Below are 11727 nucleotides of genomic sequence, written 5' to 3' on the forward strand. Positions count from 1 at the left end.
TCACGGTGACCGGGGTGTTGGCGATCCGCAGGCCCTCGGCCGTGAGGGCGCCGAGTTCGGGGCCGGCCAGGGGGCGGAGGTCCACGCGGCCGGCGGGCACGTCGGGGTAGAGGCCGAGGCCGGCCTGGAGGAGCAGCACGGCCGACGCCGCCGACCAGGCCTGCGGGTGGCACGCCGCCGGGTACGGGACCGGCCGGCCGAGCGTCGCGCGGTCGTCCCCGCCGTACAGCTCGGGGAGGCGGTAGTCGAACGCCTCGGCGGCCGCGAGCAGGCCGTCGGCGAGCCGGAGCGCCGCCTCGCGGTGTCCGGCCCGGGCCAGGCCGCCGAGCACGATGGCGGTGTCGTGCGCCCAGATCGACCCGCAGTGGTAGGACAAGGGGCTGAACCCGGCGTCGTCGGTGGACATGGTGCGCAGCCCGAAGCCGCCCGCGAGGGCCTCGGTCGACAGCAGGGCGGCGACCTGCGCCGACTCGGCGTCCGACAGCAGCCCGGTGCCGAGCAGGTGGCCGATGTTGCTGGTCAGCGAGTCCACCGGGCGCTTGTCCCGGTCGAGCGCCAGGGCGGGCTGCGGGCCGTACGGGCCGTCGACCCAGAACGCGGCGCGGAACCGGTCGGCGAGCCGGTCGGCGTAGCCGCGCCAGCGGTCGGCGCCGGGGCGGCCGAAGGCGTCGAGCAGGTCGGCCCCGTTCATCGCGGCCTGGTACGCGTACCCCTGCACCTCGGCCAGCACGATGGGTGGCCCGGCCAGCCGGCCGTCCCGGAAGCGCACCGCGTCGCCGGAGTCCTTCCAGCCCTGGTTGGCCAGGCCGTGGCCGGTGGTGTCGACGTACTCGACGAACCCGTCGCCGTCGGCGTCGGCGTGCTCGCCGAGCCAGCCGAGCGCCGCCTCCAGGTGGGGGAGCAGCGGCTCGACCTGGTCCTCGGCGAGCCCCCAGCGCCAGGCGTCGTGCAGCAGCCCCACCCAGAGCATGGTCGCGTCGACCGTGCCGTAGTAGGCGGGCGGCAGCCGCAGCCCCTCGTCGGCCAGGGCGAACTCGTGCCGCCGCAGCTCGTGGAGGATCTTGCCGGGCGCCTCGCCGGTGGCCGGGTCGACCCGGGTGCCCTGCCGGCGGGCCAGCACCCGCAGCGTGCCGGCGGCCAGTTCGGTGCCGAGCGGCAGCATCATCCGGGCGGCCCAGAGGCTGTCCCGCCCGAAGAGGGTGAGGAACCAGGGCACGCCGGCGCCGAGGAAGACGTCCTCCGGGTGGGCCGGTTCGGCCAGCCGCAGCCCGCGCAGGTCGGCCAGGGAGCGGTCGAGGAGCCGGACCAGGCGGCGGTCTTCGGCGCGTACCGCCGGCTCGGACCAGCCGGGGCCGGGTGGGGCGGCGGTCACCACGGCCTTCGGGTCGGTGACGGCGAGCCGCCAGCGCAGCGTCGCGGACTCGCCGGGGGCGAGCGTGACCGGCCAGCTCAGCCGGGGCGCCGTGGCGCGGTCGCCGGCGGCGTCCACGGTGGCCGCCTCGCCGGTGACGGTCACGGTGAGCCCTTCGGCGGCCCACTGGACCCGGCCCGGCTCGCCGGCCTTCGCCTCCAGCGGCGTGCCGCTCCCGCCGGACTTGACCACCTCGATGGGGGCCAGGTCGCAACCGAGGTCGACGCTGACCGTGGTGCGGACCGGGCCGGTGGCGGTGGACGACACGACGATCTCCTCGGCGAGGCCGTGCGGGCCGGCCTGGCGGGTGCGCTCGACCCGCACCGTCGGGTCGGGAGCGGGGTCGCCGAGCCAGCGGGCCAGGGCGACGAAGCGGGCCCCGTGCGGCCCGGCCGCACCCCGGGCCAGTGGCTCCGGCTCCCGGTCGTCGAGGCGCAGTTCGGCGCGGGAGAGCACCCGGGCGTCGGCGTGGAAGGCGCCCTGGACGCCGTGCGGCCGGATCTGGCCCGCCGCGTCGCCCAGCGCGCTGGTGGGGGCGTGCACCACGCCGACCAGGTCGTGGAGCAGCGGTTGCAGGTGGCGTTCGGACAAGGGGAACTCCCGGTGCTGATCGGTGGGCCGCGGACGTCTTGACAGATGGCCCCGGCCGGTGCAAAGTGCGAAACATTCCAGAAACTTTGAACGATCTAATCCTGCCGCACCGGAGTTGGATCGTTCAAGGCGGCGAGAGGGATTTCGTGGCTGAAAAGGTGACCATCGCGACGGTGGCCCAGCGTGCCCAGGTGAGCCGGCAGACGGTCTCCAACGTGCTCAACGCGCCGCACATCGTCCGCGAGGAGACCCGGCAGCGGGTGCAGGAGGCCATCGCCGCGCTCGGCTACCGGGCCAACCAGGCCGCCCGGCAGATGCGGACCGGCCGGTCCCGGCTCATCGCGGTCCGCATCGAGCCCACCCGGGACGGGATCAACGGCTCGGTGCTCGACCGGTTCCTCCACGGCCTCACCGAGACCGCCGACGCCGCCGGCTACCGGGTCATGCTCTACGCGGCCCGGGACGACGACCAGGAGATCGCCACCTACGACGACCTGCTCGGCGCGTACGACCTGGACGCGTTCGTGCTCACCGGCACCAAGCACGGCGACCCGCGCACCGCGTGGCTGGCCGAACGCGAGGTGCCCTTCGTGACCTTCGGCCGGCCCTGGGACGCCCTCGACGGCCACCCGTGGGTCGACGTGGACGGCGCCACCGGCACCGCGCAGGTCACCCGGCACCTGCTCGACACCGGCCACCGGCGGATCGCCTTCCTCGGCTGGCCGACCGGCTCCGGCGTCGGCGACGACAGGTGCGCCGGCTGGCGTACCACCATGACGGCGGCCGGCCTCGACGTGGCCGGTCTGCGGCGGGAGACCGAGGACGGCATCGCCGAGGGCGAGCGGGAGCTGCGCGGCCTGCTCGCCGGCGACGCGCCGCCGACCGCGGTGGTCTGTGCCAGCGACTCGCTCGCCCTCGGCGCGCTCCAGGCCGCGCGCGACGCGACGGCGCCGGTCGCCGTCGTCGGCTTCGACGACACCCCGGTGGCCGCCGCGGTCGGGCTGAGCAGCGTCAGCCAGCCGCTCGCCGCGGCCGCCGCCCGCTGCGTCGACCTGCTCACCGGCCTGCTCGACGGCCAGCCCACCGACCCCCATGTGCTGCTCACTCCCACGCTGGTGCTCCGGCACACGGCGTGACCACATCCCCCACCAGGAGAGTCAGATGACACCTCGCACCCTCACCCGGGTGGCGGTGGCCGGCTTCGCCGCCGTCGCCCTGTTCGGCTCCGCCGCGTGCGGCAGCGGCTTCGACGACTCGGCGAGCGACAGCAAGCAGTCCAGCGGCCCGGCCAGCCTGCAGATCCTGATCGGCTCCTCCGGCGAGGCCGAGACCAAGGCGGTGCAGGAGGCCGCCGCCAAGTGGGCCTCGGCCAGCGGCAACACCGCCACGGTCACCCCGGCCCAGGACCTCACCCAGCAGCTCGGCCAGGCCCTCGCCGGTGGCACCCCGCCGGACGTCTTCTACGTCGACGCGACCCGCTTCGCCGACTACGCCAGCGTCGGTGCGCTGGAGCCGTACGGCGACAAGATCAGCAACAAGGACGACTTCTACGAGAGCCTGCGCACCACCTTCACCTACGACGGCAAGCTCTACTGCGCGCCGAAGGACTTCTCCACCCTGGCCCTGGAGATCAACACGGACCTCTGGGCGAAGGCCGGCCTGACCGACGCCGACGTGCCGACCACCTGGGACCAGCTCACCGCCGTCAGCCAGAAGATCAAGGCGAAGGGCCTGGTGGCGCTCGCGCTCGGCGACACCCGGGACCGGATCGGCGCGTTCATGGTGCAGAACGGCGGCTGGCTGATGAGCAAGGACGGCAAGCAGCCCACCGCCGACACCCCGGAGAACCTCCAGGCCCTCCAGTACGTGAAGTCGCTGCTCACCAACGGCTACGCGAAGTTTCCGAAGCAGCTCGACGCCGGCTGGTCCGGGGAGGCGTTCGGCAGGGGCAAGGCCGTGATGACCATCGAGGGCAACTGGATCAAGGGTGCCCTGCAGAACGACTTCCCCAACGTGAAGTACAAGGTCGTGCCGCTGCCGGCCGGCCCGAAGGGGCAGGCCACCCTCTCCTTCACCCAGTGCTGGGGCATCGCCGCCAAGTCCAGGTACAAGGACCAGGCGGTCAAGTTCGTCGAGGCGATGACCGCCGGCGACCAGCAGGTGACCTTCGCCAAGGCGTTCGGCGTGATGCCGTCCCGGCAGTCCGTCCGCGACCAGTACACCGGCGCCTTCCCGGCGGACAAGCCGTTCATCGAGGCCGCCGCGTACGCCCAGGGCCCGGTGAACGCCCCGAAGATGGACAGCGTCCTGCGCGACCTGGAGGCCGGCCTGCAGGGCCTCGCCACCGGTGACCCGAAGACGATCCTCGCCAACTTCGACAAGAACGCCAAGGCGGCGCTCGGCGGCTGACCGGCGGCGGAGGGGCCCGCACCGGGCCCCTCCGCGCCGGCTCCCACGGACAAGGAGGGAGGGGAGAGATGGCGATCGACGCGCTGCGCGCCCCGGCGACCACGCCGGCGCAGCCGCCACGCCGCCGCGGCGGCGTCCGCGGCAACGAGAACATCGCCGGCTGGCTCTTCGTCGCGCCGGTGATCGTGATCCTCGGGCTCTTCCTGCTGCTGCCGATCCTCATGGCGCTCTGGGTGAGCCTCACCGACTGGAACGGCCAGGGCAGCCCGTTCACCGGCGACGTGCCGTTCGTGGGCGGGGAGAACTACACCCGGCTGTTCACCGAGGACGGGCTGGACCGCCGGGACTTCATGACCAGCATCCGCAACAACATGTACTACGTGGGCATCGTGGTGCCGGTGCAGACCGCGCTCGCCCTCGGCCTCGCCCTGGTGGTGAACAACCGGCTGCTCAAGGGGAAGGGCTTCTTCCGCAGCGCCTTCTACTTTCCCTCGGTCACCAGCTCGGTGGCGATCAGCGTGGTGTTCCTGTTCCTGTTCGCCAACTCCGGCGCGGTCAACAAGCTGCTCGGCCTGCTCGGCGTCAACGGCCCGGAGTGGTTCGCCGACTCCCGCGGCGTGCTGCATCTGGTGTTCGGCGCCGTCGGGATGCACACCCCGCCCGACGCCCTCACCTCCGGCGGCCCGCTCGGGCTGAGCTGGTGGGACTGGCTCGCCGGGCCGAGCGTGGCCATGGTGTCGATCATCTGCCTGGTCATCTGGACCACCTCCGGCACCTTCATGCTGATGTTCCTGGCCGCGTTGCAGAACGTCCCGGTCGCCCTCGACGAGGCCAGCACCCTCGACGGGGCGACCCGCTGGCAGCGCTTCCGCCACGTCACCCTGCCGCTCATCAAGCCGACCACGTTCCTGGTGCTCACCCTCGGCCTGATCGGCTCCTGGCAGGTCTTCGACCAGGTGTACGTGATGAGCCAGGGCGACCCGGCCAAGACCACGCTCACCCCGGCGTACCTGTCGTACCGGACCGCCTTCCGCGACTTCGACTACGGCTCCGGGGCGGCCATCTCGTTCGTCCTGTTCCTGATCATCATCCTGCTGACCCTGCTCCAGCGCCGGGTGATGGCCGACCGGGACGAGCCCCGGCGGGCCCGGTGGTGGCGGCGACGCGTACCGGAGAGGTCCTGACATGGCCGTGCTCACCGACCGGCCGGCGGCGCCGGTCGCGCGCCGCGCCGGCCGCGGCCTCCGCGCCCGGGTCAACCGCATCCTCGGGTACGCGGTCCTGATCGCCTTCGGGCTGGTCTTCCTCTACCCGTTCGTCATCCAGCTCGGCAACTCGCTCAAGACCGAGCCGGACGCGGCGGCGAACCCGCTCTCGCCGATCCCCGACCCGGTGACGCTGGCCGGCTTCGAGCGGATCTTCGCGGGCACCAACTTCCCGCTCTGGCTGGGCAACTCGCTGCTGGTCACCGTGCTGGTCACCCTCGGCCGGGTCTTCTTCGACTCGCTCGCCGGCTACGCGCTGGCCCGGCTGCGTTTCCGGGGCCGGGCCGGGCTGTTCGCCGCGATCATCGCGGTGATGGCGGTGCCCGGCGTGGTGCTGCTGATCCCGAAGTTCCTGGTGCTCAAGCAGCTCGGCCTCTACGACAGCTACGCCGGCCTGGTGGTGCCGCTGCTCGCCGACGCGGCCGGGGTCTTCATCATGAAGCAGTTCTTCGAGTCGGTGGCGGTCAGCGTCGAGGAGGCGGCCCGGATCGACGGCGCGGGCGTGTTCCGCACCTTCTGGTCGGTGGTGCTGCCGATGGCCCGGCCGGCCCTCATCACGCTGACCATCCTGTCGTTCCAGGGCTCCTGGAACGAGTTCCCGCACAGCCTGGTGTCGGTGCAGGACCCGGACCTGTTCACCCTGCCCCGGGGGCTGGCCGACCTGGTCAGCGGGTCGCTCGGCAAGGGCACCCAGTATCCGCTCAAGCTGGGTGCCGCGCTGCTCGCCACCATCCCGGTCGCCGTGCTCTTCGTGATCTTCCAACGCTATTTCGTCCGTGGCGCGAACGAGGGCGCCGACAAGGGCTGACCGGCGGCCGGCGGTCCCGCCCCGTGCCGGGACCGCCGGCCCCGGCTCAGCTCTCCTGGAGCACGGACAGCACGTTGCCGGCCGGGTCGGTGAACCAGGCGATCGACGGGCCGTTGCCCCGCATGACCCCCTTGTCGTCCTGCGGCATGCCGTCGTAGCGCTCGAACCGCACCCCGCGCGCGACCAGCTCGTCCACCGCCCGGTCGATGTCCGGGACCGGGAAGTTGAGGACCGTGTAGGTGGCCGGCCGGTGGTCCGGCTTCGGGTAGACCAGCACCGGCCGGTCACCGGCCAGGTGCAGGGTCAGCAGGCCCCCCATCGCGTCGTCCCGGGACACCCGCAACCCCAGGACGTCGGTGTAGAACCGTTCCGCGCGGTCCGGGTCGTCCACCGAGAACCCGCTGAACGCCTTCGTGTCCCTGAACATCGACCGCTCCTCACTCCGCCGGTGCGCCGCCTCCGTCGTGCCTACCAGGGGTGGACGGTCCACGGGGCGGAAACTCATCGGCGGGTCAGGATTCTCGTCGGCGGGTCAGGGGTCGAGCCGGGTCGGCAGCCCGAAGCGCGGGAAGAGCCGGGGCTCCAGGAAGTGGGACAGCCGGGCGATCCGCCCCTCGGCGCACTCCAGCAGGCTGATCGAGAAGGCCCGGTGACCGCCGGCCGGGTCGACGCGGTACTGCGCCAGGGCCGGGACGCCGTTCGCGGCCACCCGCACCAGCCGGGAGCCCCGGCAGCCGGCACCCGGCCCGGCCAGCCAGCGGCCGATGTCGGCCGCGCCGCGCAGCCACATCCGGTAGGGCGGCATGCTCTGCACCGCGTCCTCCCGCAGCAGCGCGACCAGGGCGTCGACGTCGTAGCGGTGGAACGCGTCCACGTAGCGGTCGAGCAGGTCGCGGTCGACCGGGTCGAGATCCGGACCGACGCGCCGCTCGGCACGCACCCCGGCCAGGGTGGCCCGGGCCCGCTGGAGCGCGCTGTTGACCGCCGGCACGCTGGCGTCGAGCAGGTCGGCGACCTCGTCGGCGCGCCAGCGCAGCACGTCCCGCAGGACCAGCACGGCCCGCTGCCGGGGCGGCAGGTGCTGGAGCGCGGCCACGAACGCCAGCCGCACCGACTCCCGGGCCACCGCCAGCTCCGCCGGGTCGGCCGGGAGCACCGCCGCGTCCGGCACCGGCTCGACCCAGCCGCCGGCCGGCGTGCCGAGTGACTCGACCACCGGCGCGACCGGGCCGCCGAGGTCGACCGGCAGCGCCCGCCGGCCGCGCCCGCGCAGCAGGTCGAGGCAGACGTTGGTGGCGATCCGGTAGAGCCAGGTGCGCAGGCTGGACCGGCCGTCGAAGCCGTCCCGGCCGCGCCAGGCCCGCAGCAGGGTCTCCTGCACCGCGTCCTCGGCGTCGAACACCGAGCCGAGCATCCGGTAGGCGTAGCCGGTCAGCTCGACCCGGAACGGCTCCAGGTCGCTGGTCGCCGGCGCCGGTGCGGTCGTCATTCCCCCACCGTAGGCGCTACCCCCGACAGCGCGTACTCAGGAAGCGGCCGGCTCGGCGGGGACGCCGACGTGCAGGCGGACCTGGGGGACCAGCATGTCGTCCACGTCCAGCGCGCGGGCCGCGCCGTCCGGCTCCCAGCCGGTCGAGGTGAGGAACTTCCGGGTCGCCGCGTCGGCGTCGAACGCCCAGGCCACCGCCCGGGAGAAGCCGTCATCCCGCCAGTGGTCGACCATCGCGGCGAGCAGCCGGCTGCCGTGCCCGCGCCGGCCCCAGCGCGGCTCGACCAGCAGGTCGGTCACCGCCGCCACGCCGTCGGCGAGCGCCTCGGCCGGCTCGCCCGGGGCGAGGGCCTCGGCGTCGGCCGGACCGGAGGCGGCGAACCCCACCAGATACGATTGCTCGGCCTGTTCGACGGCGACCAGCACGCGGTGCGCGCCCGAGGGCGGCTCCTGCACCGCGGCGCTCCACCGCCGGGCGAGGTACGCCTCGTCCAGGTTGTCGAGCACGTGCCGGGGCAGGATCCGGCGGTACGCGACCCGCCAGGTGGCGAGCTGGAGGCGTGCGATCTCGCCGGCGTCCTCCGGACGCGCGGGGCGGACGTACCCGAGAGCCATGGCACGTGAGCCTACGCAGGGCGAGGAGGGCGACGGTGGCGCAGGGTGCCAGGCGGACGATCGGGCAGGTCGCCGCCGTGGTGGCGCTCGCCGTCGCGGTGACCGCGTTCCTCTCGGTGGCCGCCGTGCGGCACGGCTTCTTCGACCTCAAGGTCTACTACGGCGCGCTGACCTTCTGGGTGCACGACGGCGGGGAGATCTACGACTTCCTCAAGGCCGGCACCCAGTACGGCTTCACCTACCCGCCGTTCGCCGCGCTGGTCATGCTGCCGATGGCGTACCTGCCGTGGCCGGCGGCGATCACGGTGAGCGTGGCCGCCACCGTGGTGGTCAGCGCGGTGGTCATCTGGTGGCTGCTCGACCCGGTCGCCCGCCGCGCCGGCTGGACCCGCTGGTTCGTCCTCGCGGTGGCGCTCTGCCTGGCCGCCGCCTACGAGCCGATGCGCGAGACGGTGAACTTCGGCCAGGTCAACATGCTGCTGCTGTTCCTGGTGGCGGTCGACCTGCTCCGGCTGCTGCCGGCGCGCGACCGGTGGGCGGGGGTGGGCATCGGGCTGGCCACCGCGATCAAGCTGACCCCGGGCATCTTCATCGTCTACCTGCTGGTCACCGGCCGCTGGCGGGCCGCGTTCACCGCCATCGGCGCGGCGACCGCGGCGACCCTGGTGGCCGCCGCGCTCTTTCCCGACGCCTCCCGGGAATTCTGGACCGAGGCGCTGTGGAACACCGACCGGGTGGGCGAGCTGGCCTTCGTCTCCAACCAGTCGCTGCGCGGGGTGGTGGCCCGGCTCGACCCGGAACACCCCAGCACCGTCGCGTGGCTGGCGTTGGTCCTCGCCACCCTGGTGGTCTGGGGCTGGCGCTCCCGCGCCGCGGTGGCGGCCGGCGACGAGGCCACCGGCCTGGCCCTGACCGGCGCGACCATGTGCCTGGTCAGCCCGGTGACCTGGGTGCACCACCTGGTCTGGCTGCTGCCGGGGCTGATCCTGCTGGTCGACAACGGCATGGCGGCGCCCGCCCGCAGCCGCCGGCGCCGCCTGCTGCTGGCCGCCGCGCTCATCGGGTACGCCTTCCTGACCAGCCGGATCGTCTGGTCCTGGGAGAAGGACTTCACCGGGGTGGACGGCTTCCTGGGCAGCAACACCTACGTCTGGATCAGCCTGGCGCTGCTGCTCGCCCTGCCGATCCGCCGCTGGGCCACGCCGACCGGCGGCGGCTTCGCCGAGCGGGGCGGGCCGGCCGGGTCAGCCGTCGAGCCGGGCGGTGTAGCGCAGCTCGCGGAGCCGGACCGGGTCGCGCCCGCCGTGCAGCGGGACCGGGTAGGTCGACTCCTCCCCGTCCGGTGACAGCCCGGCCCGCTCGTAGAAGCGGCGGGCCCGGGCGTTGTCGGCGAGCACCCAGAGCCGGTACTCCGTCCATTCCCGCTCCGCCAGCCCGGCCCGGGCCGCCGCGTGCAGCGCCCGCCCGGTCCCGGTGCGCCAGTACGCCGGCTCCAGGTAGAGCGCCAGGATCTCGCCGTACCGCGGGTCCAGGTCGCCCCGGTCCTGGTTGATCCGGTACGGCCCGAACGTGGTGAACCCGACGACCACCCCGCCGACCTCGGCGACCAGCGTGGTGAACGGGTGCTCCGGGTCGGCCGTGCCGAGGTCGCGGCGGCGCTGCGCCCAGGCGGCCGGGTTCAGCCGGTTCAGCACCTCCGCCGGCATGAACCCGGCGTACCCGGCCTGCCAGCCGCGGATGTGCACTCGGGCGATCGCCTCGGCGTCGTCCGGTTCCTCCCGGCGGATGGTCCGCATCCGTCCGTTCTATGCCGCGGCCGGCGACGGGTCCAGCCGCCGCACTGCGACAACTCCAGCTCGGCGCGTCTGACGCCGCGCGGCGACCTGGAGTCGTCGTGTCGGACGGGTGGATTAGGGTCGCCGACGATGGCCGCACCGGAATCGCTCTCCCTCGCCCAGGCCCGCCGGATCGCCCTGGCCGCCCAGGGCTTCGCCGACCCGGCGCCCACCGGCGTGCCCACCCGCCGGCACCTGCGCCGGGTGCTCGACCGGGTCGGGCTGATCCAGATGGACTCGGTCAACGTCCTGCAACGCGCGCACTACCTGCCGCTCTACAGCCGGCTCGGGCCCTACCCGACCACGCTGCTCGACACGGCGGCCTACCGGCGCCCCCGCGAGCTGTTCGAATACTGGGCGCACGAGGCGTCGCTGGTCCCGGTGGGGCTGCACCCGGCGCTGCGCTGGCGGATGGCCAAGGCCCACGACGAGGCCTGGGGCGGGATGCGCCGGATTGCGGAGGAGCAGCCCGAGCTGGTCGCCTGGGTGCGCGACGAGGTGGCCGCCCGGGGCCCGCTCACCGCCGCCGAGATCGAGCACGACGCGCCCCGGGAGACCGGCAACTGGGGGTGGAACTGGTCCACGGTCAAGCGGGCGCTGGAATTCCTGTTCTGGGCCGGCGAGGTGACCGCCGCCGACCGCACCACCTCGTTCGCCCGCCGCTACGACCTGCCCGAGCGGGTGCTGCCGGCCGCCGTGCTGGACGCGCCCACCCCGAGCGCCGGCGACGCCCACCGCACGCTGGTGGCGATCGCCGCCCGGTCGCTGGGCGTGGCCGCCGAGCCCGAGCTGCGCGACTACTTCCGGCTGCCGGTGGCCGGCGCCCGGCAGGCGATCGCCGAGCTGGTCGAGGCCGGCGAGCTGACCCCGGTCACCGTGGCGGGCTGGCGGCAGCCGGCCTACCTGCACGCCCAGGCGCGGCTGCCCCGCTGGGTGCGCGGCAACACCCTGGTCAGCCCGTTCGACCCGCTGGTATGGGAACGGGCCCGTGCCGAGCGGCTGTTCGACTTCACCTACCGGATCGAGATCTACGTGCCCGCGCCGCAGCGGGTCTACGGCTACTACGTGCTCCCCTTCCTCCAGGGCGAGCGGTTCGCCGCCCGGGTCGACCTCAAGGCCGACCGCAAGGCCGGGGTGCTGCTGGTGCCGGCGGCCTGGGTGGAGCCGGGCGCCGACCCGGGGGAGACCGCGGTGGCGCTCGCCGCCGAGCTCTACCGGCTCGCCGGCTGGCTCGGCCTGGACGCGGTCGCCCCACCCGCCGCCGGCGACCTGGCCGCCCCGCTGGCCGCCGCCCTGCTGGGCGT

Annotated in this window: 11 protein-coding genes; 6 read left to right on the plus strand and 5 right to left on the minus strand. The window is 74.0% G+C overall.

Going from position 1 to position 11727, the window contains the following annotated elements; genetic code table 11:
* The coding region (locus tag ACW0Q9_RS23905) for an amylo-alpha-1,6-glucosidase (RefSeq protein WP_456184890.1) at window positions 1-2002 on the minus strand (2002 nt) is incomplete at its 3' end.
* Window positions 2003-2148: 146 nt separating this feature from the next.
* On the opposite strand from ACW0Q9_RS23905, the gene ACW0Q9_RS23910 reads away from it, so the two are divergent.
* The 4 genes from ACW0Q9_RS23910 to ACW0Q9_RS23925 all read left to right on the plus strand — a co-directional run bounded on the left by ACW0Q9_RS23910 (window position 2149) and on the right by ACW0Q9_RS23925 (window position 6484).
* Window positions 2149-3138: a LacI family DNA-binding transcriptional regulator gene (locus tag ACW0Q9_RS23910; protein ID WP_456184892.1), complete on the plus strand. Its 990-nt coding sequence runs from the start codon at window positions 2149-2151 to the stop codon at window positions 3136-3138.
* A 25-nt stretch (window positions 3139-3163) separates the two neighbouring features.
* Entirely contained in the window at window positions 3164-4411 is a 1248-nt protein-coding gene (locus ACW0Q9_RS23915; protein ID WP_456184894.1) for a sugar ABC transporter substrate-binding protein, read from the plus strand.
* A gap of 68 nt (window positions 4412-4479) precedes the next feature.
* Window positions 4480-5595 (plus strand): carbohydrate ABC transporter permease, encoded by a 1116-nt coding sequence (locus tag ACW0Q9_RS23920; RefSeq protein WP_456184896.1) that lies wholly within the window; start codon window positions 4480-4482, stop codon window positions 5593-5595.
* Between the two features lies 1 nt (window position 5596).
* Entirely contained in the window at window positions 5597-6484 is an 888-nt protein-coding gene (locus tag ACW0Q9_RS23925; protein ID WP_456184898.1) for a carbohydrate ABC transporter permease, read from the plus strand.
* A gap of 46 nt (window positions 6485-6530) precedes the next feature.
* On the opposite strand, the gene ACW0Q9_RS23930 is transcribed toward ACW0Q9_RS23925, so the two are convergent.
* From ACW0Q9_RS23930 to ACW0Q9_RS23940, 3 genes are all read right to left on the minus strand, one after another.
* Window positions 6531-6911, minus strand: coding sequence for a VOC family protein (locus tag ACW0Q9_RS23930; RefSeq protein ID WP_456184900.1), 381 nt, complete (start codon window positions 6909-6911; stop codon window positions 6531-6533).
* Window positions 6912-7016: 105 nt separating this feature from the next.
* Window positions 7017-7973, minus strand: a complete 957-nt coding sequence (locus ACW0Q9_RS23935; protein WP_456184902.1) for a sigma-70 family RNA polymerase sigma factor — start codon at window positions 7971-7973, stop codon at window positions 7017-7019.
* Between the two features lie 36 nt (window positions 7974-8009).
* Window positions 8010-8588 (minus strand): N-acetyltransferase family protein, encoded by a 579-nt coding sequence (locus ACW0Q9_RS23940; RefSeq protein WP_456184904.1) that lies wholly within the window; start codon window positions 8586-8588, stop codon window positions 8010-8012.
* 35 nt (window positions 8589-8623) lie between these two features.
* On the opposite strand from ACW0Q9_RS23940, the gene ACW0Q9_RS23945 reads away from it, so the two are divergent.
* Entirely contained in the window at window positions 8624-9934 is a 1311-nt protein-coding gene (locus tag ACW0Q9_RS23945; protein WP_456184906.1) for a glycosyltransferase family 87 protein, read from the plus strand.
* On the opposite strand, the gene ACW0Q9_RS23950 is transcribed toward ACW0Q9_RS23945, so the two are convergent.
* A complete protein-coding gene (locus ACW0Q9_RS23950; RefSeq protein ID WP_456184908.1) occupies window positions 9833-10384 on the minus strand; it encodes a GNAT family N-acetyltransferase in 552 nt (183 codons plus the stop codon). The two genes, ACW0Q9_RS23945 and ACW0Q9_RS23950, sit on opposite strands and share 102 nt — an antisense overlap.
* A 129-nt stretch (window positions 10385-10513) precedes the next feature.
* On the opposite strand from ACW0Q9_RS23950, the gene ACW0Q9_RS23955 reads away from it, so the two are divergent.
* Window positions 10514-11727 (plus strand): winged helix-turn-helix domain-containing protein (locus ACW0Q9_RS23955; protein WP_456184910.1); only part of this gene is annotated, 1214 nt, incomplete at its 3' end.

The organism is Micromonospora sp. I033, from assembly GCF_053890995.1.

What these genes read in the sequence shown, in the direction of transcription:
- ACW0Q9_RS23915 (WP_456184894.1), top strand. Translation starts at nt 3,164, where the DNA reads ATGACACCTCGCACCCTCACCCGGGTGGCGGTGGCCGGCTTCGCCGCC.
- ACW0Q9_RS23920 (WP_456184896.1), top strand. Translation starts at nt 4,480, where the DNA reads ATGGCGATCGACGCGCTGCGCGCCCCGGCGACCACGCCGGCGCAGCCG.
- ACW0Q9_RS23925 (WP_456184898.1), top strand. Translation starts at nt 5,597, where the DNA reads ATGGCCGTGCTCACCGACCGGCCGGCGGCGCCGGTCGCGCGCCGCGCC.
- ACW0Q9_RS23930 (WP_456184900.1), bottom strand. Translation starts at nt 6,911, where the DNA reads ATGTTCAGGGACACGAAGGCGTTCAGCGGGTTCTCGGTGGACGACCCG.
- ACW0Q9_RS23935 (WP_456184902.1), bottom strand. Translation starts at nt 7,973, where the DNA reads ATGACGACCGCACCGGCGCCGGCGACCAGCGACCTGGAGCCGTTCCGG.
- ACW0Q9_RS23940 (WP_456184904.1), bottom strand. Translation starts at nt 8,588, where the DNA reads ATGGCTCTCGGGTACGTCCGCCCCGCGCGTCCGGAGGACGCCGGCGAG.
- ACW0Q9_RS23950 (WP_456184908.1), bottom strand. Translation starts at nt 10,384, where the DNA reads ATGCGGACCATCCGCCGGGAGGAACCGGACGACGCCGAGGCGATCGCC.